The organism is Pseudomonas sp. Sample_24 (assembly GCF_004307605.1).
Lineage (GTDB): Bacteria > Pseudomonadota > Gammaproteobacteria > Pseudomonadales > Pseudomonadaceae > Aquipseudomonas.
In genome coordinates, this window is record NZ_RCNW01000044.1 from 1 (window position 1) to 16,091 (window position 16,091).

Consider the following 16,091-nt stretch of genomic DNA (forward strand, 5'->3'; position numbering starts at 1 on the left):
ACCGCGTTTCCAAGTACAACCAACTGCTGCGTATCGAAGAGCAGTTGAACGGCAAAGCCAAGTACAACGGCCGCAGCGAATTCCGCGGCTAAGTCGTACGGGTAAAAAAAGTCAGCGGATTGTGTCGGAAAAATCGCTACGGCGTGGTTTTTGCCACTAATCTGATGCCTTATCAGCACAAGCCTGGGTTTTCCAGGCTTCGTGCTATCAGTAGCTTCATGTTGTGGTGTGGCTGTCTTTTTTCACTGGATACCTGATATTCGATGCGCAGTCCCAATTGGTTGTTCCTCGTCTTGCTCCTGTTGCTGGCTGGCCTGCAGTACCGCCTGTGGGTGGGTAATGGCAGTCTGGCGCAAGTGGCCGAGCTGAAGCAGCAGATTGCGGATCAACACGCCGAGAATGAGGCGTTGCTGGAGCGTAATCGGGTGATGGACGCCGAAGTCAGCGAATTGAAAAAGGGCATGGAGACCGTTGAAGAGCGGGCTCGCCATGAGTTGGGCATGGTCAAGGACGGTGAAACCCTTTACCAGTTGGCCCAATGATTAATTCGTTACCGGCCTTCTGGGCCGTGATTCCTGCCGCGGGCGTCGGTGCCCGTATGGCCGCGGACCGTCCCAAGCAATACTTGCAACTGGGCGGGCGCACAATTCTCGAACACAGCCTCGGCTGTTTCCTCGATCATCCATGCCTCAAAGGCCTGGTGGTCAGTCTTGCTGTCGATGATCCTTATTGGCCTAACCTGGCTTGTGCTGGCGATGCGCGTATAACGCGGGTCGAGGGCGGCGCCGAGCGTTCCGGTTCGGTACTCAATGCCCTGCTGCATCTGCATGCACAAGGTGCCGATGACGAAGATTGGGTGTTGGTTCACGATGCGGCGCGACCGAATCTCAGCCGTGACGATCTCGACAAATTGCTGGCTGAACTGGCTGACGATCCGGTAGGCGGGTTGCTGGCGGTTCCAGCGCGGGACACGCTCAAACGGGTCGATAAACACGGACGTGTCGTCGAAACCGTGGACCGCAGCGTGATCTGGCAAGCGTACACGCCGCAGATGTTTCGACTTGGTGCGTTGCATCGGGCGTTGGCGGACAGTCTGGTGGCGGATGCTGTGATCACTGATGAAGCGTCGGCTATGGAGTGGGCTGGTTCATCGCCACGCCTTGTCGAAGGGCGTTCCGACAATCTCAAGGTCACACGTCCCGAAGATCTTGAATGGTTGAGACAGCGCTGGACCAATCGTCACTGATTGACTTGAATTCAGTATTGCCCCAATCGCCGGCAAGCCGGTCTCACTCCTACAAGGTTCATTGGTTTACACAAGATTTGTGTGTCTCCCCCGTCCACTGTAGGAGTGAGCCTGCTCGCGATTGCGGTAGTCCAGGCCCCCGATCTCTTGCTGGCACGCAGTTGAGCGTCTAGCTTCGGTACTCCGGCCTTTCAGCCAACCCTTCCTTCAAATAATCCACCAACTTGCGCACTTTCGGCGACAGATGCCGCTGCTGTGGATAAAGCGCCCAAACGGCAGTATTCGGCGGCTGATGAGCTTCCAGCAGCGAAATCAAATCCCCGGTTTTCAGATGCTCCAGCACGTAGTAATCCGGCAACTGACACAACCCGACGCCTTGTAGCGCAGCATCCAATACCGCTTGCCCACTGTTGCAGCGCCAGTTTCCCTGCACCCGTTGCGAATATTCCCGCCCGTTCTGTTCCAGCTGCCACAGGTCAGAGCTGCCGATGAGGCAGTTGTGACGGCTCAGTTCCGACAAGCTGTGTGGGCGGCCGTACCGTTCAAGGTAGGACGGTGCGGCGCAGAGAAACATTCGCCGTGGTGCGAGGCGGGTGGCGACCAGTCTTGAGTCCTGCAAGCGTCCGAGGCGGATCGCCAGGTCGAGGCCTTCATGCACCAAATCGAGTTGGCGATTGCTCAATTCGATGTCAATCCGCAGTTGCGGATAAAGCCCCATGAAACGGGTAACCAGCGGCACGATAAAGCGTTCGCCGTAAGCCACCGCGCAGGTCATGCGCAACATGCCTTTGGGTTCGCTGGTCAGATCGCTGACCGCGCGCAACGCTTCTTCGCGTCCATCCTGCAGGCGTTGGCAATGTTGCAGAAAAGTCTGTCCGGCTTCGGTCAGTGTCACTCGCCGTGTACTGCGGTAGAGCAAGCGGGTTTGCACGCGCTCTTCAAGGCGTACGATCTGTCGACTGATGTGTGAGGAAGAAACGCCCAATCTCTCGGCGGCAGCGGTGAACTGGCTGCATTCAGCGACGGCGACGAATTCGTCGATGCCTTCCCAGCGGTTGTCGGACATCAAAGATTATCCCTGCATGGCAATAATGTTTTGCATTTGTTCTGATTATTCACCGTAAGGCGCTGTATTACACTCCTTGTCTCGTTTTTATTCACTGGAGCATCACCATGATCAAGTCGCGCGCTGCCGTTGCCTTCGAGGCCAAGAAACCTCTGGAGATCGTTGAGGTCGATGTCGCCATGCCCAAAGCCGGTGAAGTCTTGCTGCGCGTGGTGGCCTCGGGTGTCTGCCATACCGACGCCTACACGTTGTCGGGCGCTGATCCGGAAGGCATCTTTCCGTCGATTCTGGGTCACGAAGGCGGGGCGATTGTCGAAGCGATCGGCGAAGGTGTGACTTCCGTGGCGGTCGGCGACCATGTCATTCCGCTGTACACCCCGGAATGCCGCCAGTGCAAATTCTGCCTGTCGGGCAAGACCAACCTGTGTCAGGCGATTCGCGCAACCCAGGGCAAAGGCCTGATGCCTGACGGCACTTCGCGTTTTTCCTACAAGGGCGAAACGATTTTCCACTACATGGGCACCTCGACGTTTTCCGAGTACACCGTGCTGCCGGAAATCTCCGTCGCCAAAATTGCCAAGGAAGCGCCGCTGGAAAAAGTTTGCCTGCTGGGCTGCGGTGTCACCACCGGTATTGGTGCGGTGCTCAACACTGCCAAGGTGAAACCCGGTGATACCGTGGCCATTTTCGGCCTTGGCGGCATCGGTCTTTCTGCCATCATCGGTGCGGTGAAAGCCAAGGCTGGTCGGATCATTGCCATCGACATCAACCCGGCCAAATTCGAGATCGCCAAACAGCTGGGTGCAACCGATTGTGTAAACCCGAAAGACTTCGACCGTCCGATCCAGGAAGTCATCGTCGACATGACCGATGGCGGCGTCGACTTCTCGTTCGAGTGCATCGGCAATGTGCAACTGATGCGTGCTGCGCTTGAATGCTGCCACAAGGGTTGGGGCGAGTCGGTGATCATCGGTGTGGCCGGTGCCGGTCAGGAAATCGCCACCCGTCCGTTCCAATTGGTCACCGGCCGCGTCTGGCGCGGTTCGGCGTTCGGTGGCGTACGTGGCCGTACCGAGTTGCCAAGCTACGTGGAAATGGCTGAGACCGGCGAGATCCCGCTGGATACTTTCATCACCCACACCATGGGCCTGGAAGATATCAACAAGGCTTTCGACCTGATGCATGAAGGAAAAAGCATCCGCTCTGTCATCCATTTCTGAGGTCTGCCATGAGCCTGGAAAATATCTCCTGCCAGAAGAGTTTTGGCGGCTGGCACAAACGCTATCGCCATCGCTCCGAAGTGCTCGGCTGTGACATGGTGTTTGCCGTGTACCTGCCGCCGCAAGCGGAGCAGGGTGGCAAGCTGCCGGTGCTGTACTGGCTGTCCGGCCTGACCTGCACTGACGAGAACTTCATGCAAAAGGCCGGCGCCCTGCGCATGGCCGCCGAACTGGGGCTGATCATCGTCGCACCAGACACCAGCCCTCGCGGTCCTGATGTACCGGGGGATCCTGATGGTGCGTGGGACTTTGGTCTCGGTGCCGGGTTTTATCTGAATGCCACGCAGGAACCGTGGTCGCGGCACTATCGGATGCATGACTATGTTGTGCAGGAATTGCCCGCTTTGGTTGAGGCGCATTTCCCCGCATCCGAAAAGCGCGGCATCAGCGGTCACTCCATGGGCGGTCACGGTGCGCTGGTATGTGCCTTGCGCAATCCGGGGCGATATCTGTCAGTGTCGGCGTTTTCGCCGATCAACAATCCGATGGACTGCCCGTGGGGGCAGAAGGCCTTTTCCCGTTATCTGGGAGAGGACCGTTCGAAATGGCGCGAATGGGATGCCTGTGCCTTGATTGCCGAGGCTGACGAGAAGCTGCCGCTGCTGGTGGACCAAGGTGATCGCGACGATTTCCTCGCCACTCAGCTCAAGCCGCAAGCCTTGCAACAGGCGGCCAAACTGGCCGGTCATCCACTGACGTTGCGCCTGCAGCCCGGTTACGACCACAGCTATTTCTTCATCGCCAGCTTTATCGATGATCACTTGCGGCATCACGCGCATGCTCTAGCAGGTCAATAGCAGGTAGAATCACGCCCTGACAAAAATCGGGGCGTTTTTTTATGCGTATTGGCCACGGCTATGATGTGCACCGTTTCGCTGAAGGCGATTTCATTACTCTGGGCGGCGTGCGCATCGCACACAGCTTCGGGCTGCTCGCTCATTCCGACGGTGACGTCCTGCTGCACGCCTTGAGCGATGCCTTGCTCGGCGCTGCTGCGCTGGGTGATATCGGCAAGCATTTCCCGGACACCGACCCGCAATTCAAGGGTGCCGACAGCCGTGCGCTATTGCGTCATGTCGTCGCACTGATCCACGCCAAAGGCTGGAAGGTTGGCAACGTCGATAACACCATCGTCGCCCAGGCGCCGAAAATGGCTCCGCATATCGAATCGATGCGTGCGCTGATTGCCGCGGATCTTCAAGTTGAGTTGGATCAAGTGAACGTAAAAGCTACCACCACCGAAAAGCTCGGCTTTGTCGGTCGCGAAGAAGGCATCGCCGTGCATTCCGTTGCCTTGTTGCTGCGCGCATGAACGAACTGCAATTGCTTGGCCCGCGCGCCTACGGTGAGCCCTTGGGCACCGCGGTACTGAAAGCCATCGCTGAAGATTTCCAGGTCGACGAAGTCCTTGATATTCCCTTGAGTGGCGACGGCGAACACCTGTGGATCTGGGTGGAAAAGCGCGGTCTGAATACTGAAGAGGCGGCACGACGGATTGCCAAGGCAGCAGGTGTACCTTTGCGCACGGTCAGTTATGCCGGGCTCAAGGATCGCCAGGCGCTGACGCGTCAGTGGTTCAGCGTGCAACTGCCGGGCAAGGCCGATCCAGATCTGTCGGCCGCAGAAAACGACACGCTGAAAATTCTCAAGACCAGCCGGCACAAGCGCAAGCTGCAACGCGGTGCGCACTCGGCCAACGGTTTCACGCTGCGGCTTACCCAGTTCGCCGGTGACAAGGCTGCCATCGAACAGCGCCTGCAACTGATCACCCGGCAGGGCATCCCCAATTATTTCGGTGCGCAGCGCTTCGGGCATGACGGCGGTAACGTGGTTGACGCCCGTGCCTGGGCCGCACGCAAGGCCTTGCCGGAACAACGCAACGTGCGTTCGCGTCTGCTGTCCACGGCCCGCAGTTTTCTGTTCAACCAGGTCTTGGCCGCGCGTGTCGCCGACGGCACCTGGCAGCGTGCACAGGTCGGTGACTTGCTGGCGTTCACCGATAGCCGCAGTTTTTTTCCGGCAGGTGTTGCCGAGTGCAGCGACCCGCGCCTGGCGATTCTTGACTTGCATCCGACAGGGCCGCAGTGGGGCGAAGGTGACTCGCCGGCCACGGGCGTTGTCCATGAACTGGAGCAGGCAATCGCTGCGCGCGAGGCAGATCTTCGCGATTGGTTGATTAACGCCGGTATGAGCCACGAACGTCGCATCCTGCGGCTGCCCATTGGTGGGTTGACGTGGCATTATCCCGAGCCTGACATTCTGCAACTGGAATTCGTCCTGCCGGCCGGATGCTTCGCCACTGTATTGGTGCGCGAGCTTGTTGATCTGGTGCCGGTGGGGCAGACGGACAGCCCATGCGTATTCTGATTTCTAACGACGATGGGGTAACCGCACCCGGTCTCGCCGCGCTTTATGCTGCGCTGGCGGATTACACCGAATGCGTGGTTATCGCCCCGGACCAGGACAAAAGCGGCGCCAGCAGTTCGCTGACGCTCGACCGGCCGTTGCACCCGCAGACGCTGGCCAACGGTTTTATCAGCATCAACGGCACTCCGACCGATTGCGTGCACCTGGGCCTCAACGGCTTGCTGGACCGTGAAGCGGATATGGTGGTTTCCGGAATCAACCTGGGCGCCAACCTGGGTGACGATGTGTTGTATTCCGGCACGGTGGCGGCAGCGTTGGAAGGGCGTTTCCTGGAGCGTCCTGCGTTTGCCTTTTCGTTGGTCTCTCGTCAGGTCGATAACCTTCCCACGGCGGCGTATTTTGCGCGCAAGCTGGTCGAGGCCCACGTCGATCTCGACCTTCCACCGCGCACGGTACTGAATGTGAACATTCCCAACTTGCCACTGGAGCACATCCGCGGCATCCAGCTGACCCGCCTCGGGCATCGCGCCCGCGCCGCTGCGCCGATGAAAGTCGTCGACCCGCGCGGCAAGTCCGGTTACTGGATCGCCGCTGCCGGAGATGCCGAAGACGGCGGTCCGGGCACCGATTTCCACGCGGTAATGCAAGGCTACGTGTCCATCACGCCACTGCAACTGGATCGCACCTTCAATGATGCCTTCAGAAGTCTCGATGGCTGGCTGGAGGGGCTGCGCTGATGACTCGCGGACAAGACGATATGCTGCATCGCGGCATAGGCATGACCTCGCAACGGACCCGCGAGCGGCTTATCCAGCGACTTTATGAAGAAGGGGTTTCCAACGCCAAGGTGCTGGAAGTCATCCGTCGTACGCCACGTCACCTGTTCGTCGACGAGGCACTGGCGCACCGGGCCTATGAGGACACGGCGCTGCCGATCGGCCATAACCAGACCATCTCCCAGCCTTACATGGTGGCTCGCATGAGCGAGTTGCTGCTCGAAGCCGGACCTTTGGACAAGGTCATGGAAATCGGCACCGGTTCCGGCTACCAGACGGCGGTACTGTCGCAACTGGTGGAGCGGGTGTTTTCCGTCGAGCGCATCAAGGTGCTGCAGGACCGGGCCAAGGAACGCCTGGTCGAGTTGAACCTTCGCAACGTGGTGTTTCGCTGGGGCGATGGCTGGGAGGGCTGGCCAGCGTTGGCGCCATACAACGGCATCATCGTGACGGCGGTGGCCACCGATGTCCCTCAGGCCTTGCTCGACCAACTGGCACCCGGGGGGCGTCTGGTGATTCCGGTCGGCTCTGGAGAGGTTCAACAATTACTGCTGATCATCAGGGAAGAACAGGGCTTTTCCAGACGCGTTCTGGGGAATGTACGCTTCGTTCCCTTGCTCAATGGGCCACTGGCCTGAGCATTTGTTTCGATGCGCTGAATTCTCTTCGATTGCCTCTGTCTTACAGCGGCGTCGAATGGTTAAACGGGTTGTTTTGTCGAGCAGCAAACGTGTGCGCAAACCCAAATCGCTTCAATAAGGGTAAAGCCTGCACGGCCCGTTATACTGGCGACACAGCATGCCGGATCACGGCAAATCACATTTTCAGCCACCACAAAGGGAGCGGCGGGTGAGTCTCACAGTCATTGCGCAGCGTATGGGTACAACGAGCTTTCAGCGCCTGGTGACTGGCCTTGTTTTGAGCACCTTGCTGGCGGGGTGTTCCAGCACCAAATCCAGTGATGTCCGCGTTGTCGATCGCAACAATGCCGCGCCCCAGCGCCCGGCCGTGACAACCGGTCAGTACGTGGTTCGACCAAAAGACACCCTGTTCTCGATCGCCTTCCGCTACGGGTGGGACTACAAGGCTCTGGCGGCACGCAACAACATTCCTGCGCCTTACACCATTCGCCCGGGTCAGACGATTCGCTTTGACGGTCGTACCGGTTCAACGCCGACGGCGGTAGTGAGTTCGACCAGTTCATCGCCGTCGTCCTCGAGTAAAACCACGGTCATTCGGCGTCCGGTTGACGGTTCCACCCCGACCACGACCACGGTTGTACCGTCCGTCGCCAACAAGCCGACACCTGCTCCATTGCCTCCAGCCGGGCCAGCCCCGACCGGCTGGGGATGGCCATCCAATGGCATTTTGATTGGAAAATTCTCTTCAAACGGTAGTTTGAATAAAGGAATTGATATCGCCGGGGATTTGGGACAGCCTGTTTTAGCTGCGTCTGATGGGACGGTGGTATACGCCGGGAGTGGCTTAAGGGGCTACGGCGAATTAGTCATCATCAAACACAGTGAAACCTACGTCAGTGCCTACGGACATAACCGCAGGCTGTTGGTTCGGGAGGGGCAGCAGGTCAAGGTCGGACAGACAATTGCCGAAATGGGGTCAACGGGTACAGACCGGGTGAAACTGCATTTTGAGATTCGCCGCCAAGGTAAACCTGTAGATCCGCTGCAGTTCCTGCCAAGACGTTGATTTGTAGGCCAGCCTGTTCCGTCGCGTAGAGGGGACAGGCTCCAGCGTTGCCAAGGATAAAGGCGCCGCTTGAGCTTGAGGTCGAACTCACCAAAGGACTATAACAATGGCTCTCAGTAAAGAAGTGCCGGAGTTTGACATCGACGATGAGGTTCTCCTGATGGAGACCGGCATCGGGACGGATTCGATGTCGAATGATGAAGGGGCGGCTCCACCTTCCGTTCGTGCCAAATCCAAACACTCCGCATCGTTGAAACAACACAAGTACATTGACTACACGCGTGCACTTGATGCCACGCAGCTGTATCTCAATGAAATCGGTTTTTCCCCCCTGTTGTCCCCCGAAGAGGAAGTTCATTTTGCGCGCTTGTCGCAAAGTGGCGATCCGGCCGGGCGCAAACGCATGATTGAAAGTAACTTGCGGCTGGTGGTGAAAATCGCCCGGCGTTATGTCAATCGTGGGTTGTCGCTACTGGACCTGATCGAAGAGGGCAACCTCGGCCTGATCCGGGCGGTGGAGAAGTTCGACCCTGAACGCGGCTTCCGCTTTTCGACCTATGCGACCTGGTGGATTCGTCAAACCATCGAACGCGCGATCATGAATCAGACCCGGACCATCCGGTTGCCGATCCATGTGGTCAAAGAGCTCAATGTGTACCTGCGGGCTGCACGGGAGCTGACGCAAAAACTTGACCATGAACCCTCACCCGAAGAAATCGCCAACCTGCTGGAAAAACCGGTAGCGGAGGTCAAGCGCATGCTGGGTCTCAACGAGCGGGTTTCTTCGGTCGACGTCTCGCTGGGGCCGGATTCGGATAAAACCCTGCTGGACACTCTCACCGATGATCGTCCAACCGATCCATGTGAACTGTTGCAGGATGACGACCTGTCCCAGAGCATCGATCAATGGCTCTCCGAGCTCACCGACAAGCAGCGTGAAGTGGTGGTACGCCGCTTCGGTCTGCGTGGCCACGAGAGCAGCACCCTTGAAGACGTAGGCCTTGAAATCGGCCTGACCCGGGAACGGGTCAGACAGATTCAGGTTGAAGGCCTGAAGCGTCTGCGGGAAATCCTGGAGAAAAACGGCCTTTCCAGTGAGTCGCTGTTCCAATAAGCGCTTCCCGTGCAGATAACCAAAAGCCCCGAATGTTCGGGGCTTTTTGTTATCTGGATATTCGAATTTCAGTGAGGAGGGTAATACCGCAGGTTTGTCGTCTGGTGATGTAAGTCTTTGCTTACTCTTGCGTAAGTGTTCAGTTTTTTTACACCGCGCCAGACAGCCATGATTGTCTTCATGCCTGGTTATCGTGTTGATAATAAATGGATTATTTTTAAGTTGACGGAATATGACAGGGAATTCCAGCGCAGAAGGGCCATTGCTCTTGGCGAGGAACGCTCTAGTATCGGGGTTGTGTCGACGGACAGACACGCCCTTCAAGGACGAGGGGAATGGACATCGCAGGACGCGATTCATCAGGACGATGAAAGGGAACACAGGGAATAAGGAAAAAAATGGGCGGGTCAAACCGCCCCTTTTTTTGCCTGCAGAAAAGCAAAAAGGCCCTTGTGGGGCCTTTTTTGGGAACGCGGGGGTAATCAGCGTTCGAGGTGTTCGAGCTTGCCCGGCTTGCCATCCCAGTCAGCGGAATCCGGCAGCGGATCTTTGCGTTCGGTGATATTTGGCCAGACTTCGGCCAATTCCATGTTCAGCGCAATGAAGTTTTCCATACCGGCAGGCACTTCATCTTCGGAGAAGATGGCCACGGCAGGGCATTCAGGTTCGCACAGTGCGCAGTCGATGCACTCATCCGGGTGAATCACCAGGAAGTTCGGGCCTTCGTAAAAGCAGTCCACCGGACAGACTTCTACGCAGTCGGTGTACTTGCACTTGATGCAGTTGTCGGTGACGACGAAGGTCATTTCTAATTTTCTCCTCAGGCGCGGCTTGCTGCGCCCCTTCACGTGGGGGTCGCAAGGTTTGGGAGCGATAGTCTGCAGGCCAGGCTATAGCGTGCAGCATCCCAAACCGCGCGAGATTCTAACAGCTTGCAAGGCTATGCGTTAGATCCGTGTCTTTAGTGTATAGAGCATTTCGAGTGCACGACGTGGCGTCATGTCGTCCAGATCGAGTTTGGCCAGTTCATCCAGCACCGGGTGCGGCAGGCTGGCGAACATGTCGCTCTGCTGCGGCGCGGCCGGTTTGCCTTTGACAGGTTTCGGCGCTTCATGGGGCAGGGCGGTGTCTTCCAGTCGGCTCAGATGCTCGCGGGCGCGGACGATCACTTCGCTGGGCACACCAGCCAACTGTGCCACGGCCAGACCGTAGCTCTGGCTCGCAGGCCCCGGCAGCACGTGGTGCAGGAAGACAATGCGTTCGTTGTGCTCGGTGGCATTGAGGTGCACGTTGGCCACCAGCGGTTGCGCTTCCGGCAGGACGGTCAGCTCGAAGTAGTGGGTGGCGAACAACGTATAGGCGCGTAAATGCGCGAGGCGCTCGGCGGCGGCCCAGGCCAGGGACAAGCCGTCAAAAGTACTGGTGCCGCGTCCGACTTCGTCCATCAGCACCAGGCTGCGCTCGGTGGCGTTATGCAGGATGTTGGCGGTCTCGCTCATTTCGACCATGAAGGTCGAGCGGCCACCGGCCAGGTCATCGCTGGAACCGATCCGGGTGAAGATGCGGTCGACCAGCGACAGTTCGCAACTGGCCGCCGGCACGAAGCTGCCGATATGCGCCAGCAGTACGATCAACGCCGTCTGGCGCATGTAAGTGGATTTACCGCCCATGTTCGGACCGGTGATCACCAGCATGCGCGTGTTGTCGTCGAGGCTCAGATCGTTGGCCACGAACGGCGTGGTCAGAACCTGCTCGACCACCGGATGACGACCCTGGGTGATGCGCATGCACGGCTCGCTGACGAACCGCGGGCAGTTCAGGTCGAGGTTCAAGGCACGCTCGGCCAGGTTGCTCAAAACGTCCAGCTCGGCCAGGGCGCCGGCGGTGTCTTGCAAGGGTGGCAATTGCGAGATCAGGTCTTCAAGCAAGGCTTCGTAGAGCATTTTTTCACGAGCCAGGGCACGGCTCTTGGCCGACAGTGCCTTGTCTTCGAAAGCCTTGAGTTCCGGCGTGATAAAGCGCTCGGCACCCTTGAGGGTCTGACGACGGATGTAGTCGGCCGGTGCCGATTCAGCCTGCTTGCTCGGCAACTCGATGAAATAACCGTGAATGCGGTTATAGCCGACCTTGAGGTGCGACAGGCCGGTGCGGGCCTTTTCGCGGGCTTCGAGGTCGATCAGGAATTGTCCGGCGTTTTCACTGAGCGATTGCAGCTCGTCGAGTTCACTGTCGTAACCGGTCTTCAACACGCCGCCATCTCGGATCACCGCAGGCGGATTATCGATAATGGCTTTGTCCAGCAGCGCGGCCAGTTCCGGGTAGGTGCTGGTGATCGTCGCCAGTTGCTGCAGGTGCGGGGCTTCAAGTTCGGTCATTGCCACTTGCAGCGCCGGCAGTGCACCGAGGGCATCGCGCAGGCGCGCAAGGTCTCGCGGGCGCGCGTTGCGCAAGCCGATTCGGGCGAGAATCCGCTCGATGTCGCCGATTTCCTTGAGTTGCGGTTGCAGCTTTTCGAAACGGTAGCCGTCGAGCAGGCAGGTGATCGAGGTCTGGCGTGCCAGCAAAACCGTCAGGTCCCGTAGCGGGCGGTTCAGCCAGCGAGTCAGCAGGCGGCTGCCCATGGCGGTCTGGCAACGATCGACCACCGATTGCAGCGTATTGTCGCGACCGCCCGCCAGGTTGGTGTCCAACTCCAGGTTGCGCCGACTTGCACCGTCCAGCACCACGGTATCGTCCAGACGCTCGTGGCGCAGGCTGCGCAAGTGGGGCAGGGCGGTGCGCTGGGTTTCTTTGGCATAGGCCAACAGACAACCGGCGGCACCAATGGCCAGGGTCAGGTTTTCGCAGCCGAAACCTTTGAGGTCCTGGGTGGAAAACTGCTGGCAAAGACTTTTCAGCGCCGAGTCGCGTTCGAAATCCCACGGCGCACGACGACGAACCCCACGGCGTTTTTCCGCCGGCAGGTCTTTTGGCCAGTCGTCCGGAATCAACAGCTCCACCGGATTGACCCGCTCCAGTTCCGCCAACAGATTTTCCCAGCCCTTGATTTCCAGCACGCTGAAATTGCCGCTGGTGATATCCAGCACCGCCAGGCCGAACAGGCGCTCATCGCCCAGCACGGCTGCGATCAGGTTGTCACGACGCTCGTCCAGCAGCGCTTCATCGCTCACCGTCCCCGGCGTAATGATCCGCACCACCTGACGCTCTACCGGTCCCTTGCTGGTGGCCGGGTCTCCGACCTGCTCGCAGATCACCACCGACTCGCCAAGCTTCACCAGTTTCGCCAGATAACCTTCGGCGGCATGGTAAGGAATCCCGCACATCGGAATCGCCTGCCCGGCCGACTGACCGCGAGCGGTCAGGGTGATGTCCAGCAACTTGGCGGCCTTCTTCGCGTCTTCATAGAAGATCTCGTAGAAGTCACCCATGCGGTAGAACATCAACTGGTCCGGGTGCTGGTTTTTCAGGCGCCAGTACTGCTGCATCATCGGCGTGTGGGAGGACAGGTCGGAGAGTGCTTTATTCATTGGGGATCGGAAAACTCGTCGAAAGGTGTGGGGCAAAAGTGGGGCATTGGCCCGGCTTTTCCGCAATGGGCGCAAGATTAACATGGGCGGTCTGCCGGACGCAGGCACGAACGCCACGTGGTCTGTTTCTGTTGGTTTACGCGCTATTTATGCGTCTTCAATGCAATTCTGCATTTGCCTCTCGCGAAAAGAACAAGCACTATGCGCGTTATGCAAAAACGCAATGTTTCTACCGTATTAAGAGCGCTGCTCGATCAGCACGGGATCTCCCCCACGGAGCTTCACCGGCGTACCGGCGTGCCTCAATCCACACTTTCGCGGATTCTCAGCGGCAAGATCGTTGACCCGTCGGATAAACACATTTCGAAGATCGCCGAGTACTTCGCCGTCAGTACTGACCAATTGCGTGGTCGCGTCGAAGTCGCGCCGCTTGCCGCTGGTGGACGCGATGTACTGCATTCGGAACTCAAGGATATAAGCCTGTGGGACGACGATACCCCCGTCGATGATGACGAGGTGTCGGTGCCGTTTCTTCGCGAGGTTGAATTGGCTGCGGGATCAGGAAGATTCGTCATCGAAGAAAGCGAGCGCTCCAGCCTGCGCTTTGGCAAACGCAGCTTGCGCCATAACGGTGTGCAGTTCGACCAGGCCAAATGCGTGACCGTGCGTGGCAACAGCATGCTGCCAGTGCTGCGTGACGGTGCCACGGTCGGGGTCAATGCCGGCAAATGCGGAATTGGCGACATCATCGATGGCGACCTTTATGCAATCAACCATAACGGCCAGCTACGGGTAAAACAGCTTTATCGCCTGCCCACCGGCATTCGCCTGCGCAGCTTCAATCGCGATGAACACCCGGACGAGGACTACACCTTCCAGGAAATGCAGGAAGAGCAGATTGTCATTCTGGGTCATGTTTTCTGGTGGGGTATGTACGCCCGTTAACCTCCTCTCTGTCAGATAAAACCCGCACCAAGCGGGTTTTTTTTCGCCTTTCAAAAGCCTCCAACGCCTTTGTTTCTGGGACTGTCGATGCGTTGATGCATTTCATGCGCACAAATAAATGCATTTGTGCATTGACTGTATATGCATCCATGCATATTCTTTGTCTCAAGCCGCTCATCAAAGCGGCTCGCAACGAAGCTCTTTAGTTCCACCACAAAGGCAGCGATGAACCGGCCTCAACGGTTCAGAGGGTTGGCAACTGACCCGGGTGTGCAGCGTAAAGCACCAGAAGCAGTTATCCGGCGGGCAGGGACCGCGGTCGGAAAAACAATTTGAATGACCCGTACCGCGCCAGTAGCGCCGAAAGGTCGACTTCATCTCTCGCAACTGGACGAGTTGAAGGCGAAGGACCGCATTACTGAAAAGCCCGGCGACTCCGGGCTTTTTGGAATGCCTACCTGAAGTCAGGCACACAAGAGACATCGATTGAACCAAACACCTATCCCTCATCAATCACCCCAGGAGGCGTGACATGACAAACGAGCAACAAGCGTTGCTGGACATGCCGATCTGGCTGGTCATCGTCCTCGCCCTGGTGGGCGGGGTGTCCGGCGAAATGTGGCGTGCCGACAAGGACGGCGCTCGCGGCTGGTCATTACTGCGACGACTGGCCTTGCGCTCCGGCGCCTGCATGGTCTGCGGGGTCTCGGCGATCCTGCTGCTCTACGCCGCCGGCATGTCGATCTGGGCTGCCGGTGCCTTTGGTTGCCTCACTGCGATGGCCGGGGCGGACGTGGCCATCGGGCTGTATGAGCGCTGGGCGGCCAAACGGATCGGCGTTTGCGAAGTGCCGCCCCGGGACCACCGCCCGGACCAGTAATAAATTCAACGACGCATGAACAGGACGTTTTTTATGCCCCCGATCCTCGATAAGCCCTCGCAACTGGTGGTAGCCATTGTTGAGGCTGTACGCCGCTCAGCACCCGGAATCAACGTCGGCAGTCGAGAAGACTTTACCGATGTGATCGAACAGCCATGGGTGTTGATTGCCATTGAACGTGATGCCACGGCCAGTCGTGCCGCTGATGGCCGTATCGCTCATGTTCTGTCTGTTTCACTGCAAGCGGTGTTGCCCCCGCAATCTGCTGATCCGCAACTTGCGGCCTGCGACCTGACCAGTGCACTCAAGGACCTTGTCACGGACAACAGATGGGGGCTGCCGGGGGATCAATGCGACGTGCCGTTGAACCTCGACGCCATTCCTTCGACGTTCGTCAGCGGTACACAGACGTTCCTCGCCTGGACCCTGTCCTTCACCCAGACGCTTTACTTCGGTACACCGCTGCTGGACGACCCGGTCCGCATCGCGAAATACGCCCGTACCTGGGAAGTCTCGAACATCGACGATCCCGACCAATACACAGAACTGGAGGGCTAAGCCATGTTCGATGCGCTTTTACGCCTGCAACTCGGGCCGATCATCGAGCGCCTGGCGGAAATGGAGGCGGAGCTCGAAGACCTGCACCGACGGACCGATAGCGTGTGCCGGATTGGCGTGTGCCAGGAGGTCGACGCGGCCAGCAACACTTGCCGGGTCAGTCACGGCCAGCTGCTGACGCCAGCCATCCGCTTTTTCAATCCCAGCGCCGGAGCGCAAAGCGAGTCGCGGATTCCTTCCGTGGGTGAGCAATGCCTGTTGCTGAACCATGGCGGCGGTGAGGGCGGCGCTCAATCCGTTGCGCTGTTCGGGCTCAACGGCAATCAGTTTCCGCCGGTCTCGACCCAGGCTTCGTTGACGCGCCGCCTCTATCGCGACGGCACGCAAAACGCCTACGACGACGCCAGCCATACGCTGAGCTGGAGCAACGGCCCGGCGACGTTCAACGGTAATCGTCAGGCGCTCGAGTTGAGGATCGGTCCGGCGCGACTGGCAATGGCGCCCGAGGCCATCGAATTGCAACTGGGGGCGGTCGGGTTGCGACTCGACGCAGCCGGTGTGCACCTGAGCGGCCCGCTGGTGGATCACCAGGGTCGCGTGATCAGTACCGCTTGAAGGATGTTCC

The 16,091-nt window shown here is 58.6% G+C and carries 18 protein-coding genes; 15 read left to right on the forward strand and 3 right to left on the reverse strand.

The genetic code is table 11. The features are described from left to right. The 3 genes from D8V06_RS02085 to ispD all read left to right on the forward strand — a co-directional run. The coding region (locus D8V06_RS02085) for a hypothetical protein (protein WP_130930342.1) at nucleotides 1–92 on the forward strand (92 nt) is incomplete at its 5' end. Nucleotides 93–263: 171 nt separating this feature from the next. Next, nucleotides 264–542 carry a cell division protein FtsB gene (ftsB, locus tag D8V06_RS02090; RefSeq protein ID WP_007907178.1) on the forward strand — a complete coding sequence of 93 codons (279 nt, stop codon included), beginning with the start codon at nucleotides 264–266 and terminating at the stop codon, nucleotides 540–542. Beyond that, nucleotides 539–1,246: a 2-C-methyl-D-erythritol 4-phosphate cytidylyltransferase gene (gene ispD / locus D8V06_RS02095; RefSeq protein WP_130930343.1), complete on the forward strand. Its 708-nt coding sequence runs from the start codon at nucleotides 539–541 to the stop codon at nucleotides 1,244–1,246. The genes ftsB and ispD overlap by 4 nt, the downstream gene beginning before the upstream one ends. Before the next feature lie 169 nt (nucleotides 1,247–1,415). On the opposite strand, the gene D8V06_RS02100 is transcribed toward ispD, so the two are convergent. Next, on the reverse strand, nucleotides 1,416–2,312 hold the full coding sequence (locus D8V06_RS02100; RefSeq protein ID WP_130930344.1) for a LysR substrate-binding domain-containing protein: 897 nt from the start codon (nucleotides 2,310–2,312) through the stop codon (nucleotides 1,416–1,418). Nucleotides 2,313–2,419: 107 nt separating this feature from the next. On the opposite strand from D8V06_RS02100, the gene D8V06_RS02105 reads away from it, so the two are divergent. The 8 genes from D8V06_RS02105 to rpoS all read left to right on the forward strand — a co-directional run bounded on the left by D8V06_RS02105 (nucleotide 2,420) and on the right by rpoS (nucleotide 9,556). Further along, nucleotides 2,420–3,532 carry an S-(hydroxymethyl)glutathione dehydrogenase/class III alcohol dehydrogenase gene (locus D8V06_RS02105; RefSeq protein WP_056856230.1) on the forward strand — a complete coding sequence of 371 codons (1,113 nt, stop codon included), beginning with the start codon at nucleotides 2,420–2,422 and terminating at the stop codon, nucleotides 3,530–3,532. An 8-nt stretch (nucleotides 3,533–3,540) separates the two neighbouring features. Further along, the gene (fghA, locus tag D8V06_RS02110; protein WP_056856229.1) at nucleotides 3,541–4,389 is read left to right on the forward strand and encodes an S-formylglutathione hydrolase; all 849 of its coding nucleotides are present in this window, start codon (nucleotides 3,541–3,543) and stop codon (nucleotides 4,387–4,389) included. 41 nt (nucleotides 4,390–4,430) lie between these two features. Next, nucleotides 4,431–4,904 carry a 2-C-methyl-D-erythritol 2,4-cyclodiphosphate synthase gene (ispF, locus tag D8V06_RS02115; protein WP_034149878.1) on the forward strand — a complete coding sequence of 158 codons (474 nt, stop codon included), beginning with the start codon at nucleotides 4,431–4,433 and terminating at the stop codon, nucleotides 4,902–4,904. Beyond that, on the forward strand, nucleotides 4,901–5,959 hold the full coding sequence (gene truD / locus D8V06_RS02120) for a tRNA pseudouridine(13) synthase TruD (protein ID WP_056856228.1): 1,059 nt from the start codon (nucleotides 4,901–4,903) through the stop codon (nucleotides 5,957–5,959). Before ispF ends, truD begins: the two co-directional genes overlap by 4 nt. Then, nucleotides 5,947–6,696 carry a 5'/3'-nucleotidase SurE gene (surE, locus tag D8V06_RS02125; protein WP_056856227.1) on the forward strand — a complete coding sequence of 250 codons (750 nt, stop codon included), beginning with the start codon at nucleotides 5,947–5,949 and terminating at the stop codon, nucleotides 6,694–6,696. The genes truD and surE overlap by 13 nt, the downstream gene beginning before the upstream one ends. 41 nt (nucleotides 6,697–6,737) lie before the next feature. Next, nucleotides 6,738–7,373 (forward strand): protein-L-isoaspartate(D-aspartate) O-methyltransferase, encoded by a 636-nt coding sequence (locus D8V06_RS02130; protein ID WP_177336601.1) that lies wholly within the window; start codon nucleotides 6,738–6,740, stop codon nucleotides 7,371–7,373. A 211-nt stretch (nucleotides 7,374–7,584) separates the two neighbouring features. Continuing rightward, entirely contained in the window at nucleotides 7,585–8,442 is an 858-nt protein-coding gene (locus tag D8V06_RS02135) for a peptidoglycan DD-metalloendopeptidase family protein (RefSeq protein WP_056856225.1), read from the forward strand. Nucleotides 8,443–8,548: 106 nt separating this feature from the next. After that, nucleotides 8,549–9,556 (forward strand): RNA polymerase sigma factor RpoS, encoded by a 1,008-nt coding sequence (gene rpoS / locus D8V06_RS02140; protein ID WP_056856224.1) that lies wholly within the window; start codon nucleotides 8,549–8,551, stop codon nucleotides 9,554–9,556. A 482-nt stretch (nucleotides 9,557–10,038) separates the two neighbouring features. Here rpoS and fdxA read toward each other — a convergent pair whose 3' ends face one another. Continuing rightward, the gene (fdxA, locus tag D8V06_RS02145; RefSeq protein WP_056856222.1) at nucleotides 10,039–10,362 is read right to left on the reverse strand and encodes a ferredoxin FdxA; all 324 of its coding nucleotides are present in this window, start codon (nucleotides 10,360–10,362) and stop codon (nucleotides 10,039–10,041) included. Nucleotides 10,363–10,503: 141 nt separating this feature from the next. Next, a complete protein-coding gene (gene mutS, locus D8V06_RS02150) occupies nucleotides 10,504–13,083 on the reverse strand; it encodes a DNA mismatch repair protein MutS (protein ID WP_130906366.1) in 2,580 nt (859 codons plus the stop codon). A gap of 210 nt (nucleotides 13,084–13,293) precedes the next feature. Between mutS and D8V06_RS02155 the strand changes: the two genes are divergently transcribed. From D8V06_RS02155 to D8V06_RS02170, 4 genes are all read left to right on the forward strand, one after another. Beyond that, on the forward strand, nucleotides 13,294–14,028 hold the full coding sequence (locus tag D8V06_RS02155; RefSeq protein ID WP_056856311.1) for an XRE family transcriptional regulator: 735 nt from the start codon (nucleotides 13,294–13,296) through the stop codon (nucleotides 14,026–14,028). A gap of 532 nt (nucleotides 14,029–14,560) precedes the next feature. Continuing rightward, a complete protein-coding gene (locus D8V06_RS02160; RefSeq protein ID WP_130930345.1) occupies nucleotides 14,561–14,908 on the forward strand; it encodes a phage holin family protein in 348 nt (115 codons plus the stop codon). Between the two features lie 33 nt (nucleotides 14,909–14,941). After that, entirely contained in the window at nucleotides 14,942–15,466 is a 525-nt protein-coding gene (locus D8V06_RS02165) for a hypothetical protein (RefSeq protein ID WP_130930346.1), read from the forward strand. Between the two features lie 3 nt (nucleotides 15,467–15,469). Then, complete coding sequence (locus D8V06_RS02170) at nucleotides 15,470–16,081, forward strand: phage baseplate assembly protein V (protein ID WP_130930347.1); 612 nt, start codon at nucleotides 15,470–15,472, stop codon at nucleotides 16,079–16,081. Nucleotides 16,082–16,091 lie beyond the last annotated feature (10 nt).

Excerpts from the sequence above, each read along its gene's own strand:
- D8V06_RS02165 (WP_130930346.1), top strand. The coding sequence starts at position 14,942 with ATGCCCCCGATCCTCGATAAGCCCTCGCAACTGGTGGTAGCCATTGTT.
- surE (WP_056856227.1), top strand. The coding sequence starts at position 5,947 with ATGCGTATTCTGATTTCTAACGACGATGGGGTAACCGCACCCGGTCTC.
- truD (WP_056856228.1), top strand. The coding sequence starts at position 4,901 with ATGAACGAACTGCAATTGCTTGGCCCGCGCGCCTACGGTGAGCCCTTG.
- D8V06_RS02100 (WP_130930344.1), bottom strand. The coding sequence starts at position 2,312 with ATGTCCGACAACCGCTGGGAAGGCATCGACGAATTCGTCGCCGTCGCT.
- mutS (WP_130906366.1), bottom strand. The coding sequence starts at position 13,083 with ATGAATAAAGCACTCTCCGACCTGTCCTCCCACACGCCGATGATGCAG.
- D8V06_RS02130 (WP_177336601.1), top strand. The coding sequence starts at position 6,738 with ATGACCTCGCAACGGACCCGCGAGCGGCTTATCCAGCGACTTTATGAA.
- fdxA (WP_056856222.1), bottom strand. The coding sequence starts at position 10,362 with ATGACCTTCGTCGTCACCGACAACTGCATCAAGTGCAAGTACACCGAC.
- D8V06_RS02105 (WP_056856230.1), top strand. The coding sequence starts at position 2,420 with ATGATCAAGTCGCGCGCTGCCGTTGCCTTCGAGGCCAAGAAACCTCTG.
- D8V06_RS02155 (WP_056856311.1), top strand. The coding sequence starts at position 13,294 with ATGCAAAAACGCAATGTTTCTACCGTATTAAGAGCGCTGCTCGATCAG.
- fghA (WP_056856229.1), top strand. The coding sequence starts at position 3,541 with ATGAGCCTGGAAAATATCTCCTGCCAGAAGAGTTTTGGCGGCTGGCAC.
- ispF (WP_034149878.1), top strand. The coding sequence starts at position 4,431 with ATGCGTATTGGCCACGGCTATGATGTGCACCGTTTCGCTGAAGGCGAT.
- ispD (WP_130930343.1), top strand. The coding sequence starts at position 539 with ATGATTAATTCGTTACCGGCCTTCTGGGCCGTGATTCCTGCCGCGGGC.
- ftsB (WP_007907178.1), top strand. The coding sequence starts at position 264 with ATGCGCAGTCCCAATTGGTTGTTCCTCGTCTTGCTCCTGTTGCTGGCT.
- rpoS (WP_056856224.1), top strand. The coding sequence starts at position 8,549 with ATGGCTCTCAGTAAAGAAGTGCCGGAGTTTGACATCGACGATGAGGTT.
- D8V06_RS02160 (WP_130930345.1), top strand. The coding sequence starts at position 14,561 with ATGACAAACGAGCAACAAGCGTTGCTGGACATGCCGATCTGGCTGGTC.
- D8V06_RS02170 (WP_130930347.1), top strand. The coding sequence starts at position 15,470 with ATGTTCGATGCGCTTTTACGCCTGCAACTCGGGCCGATCATCGAGCGC.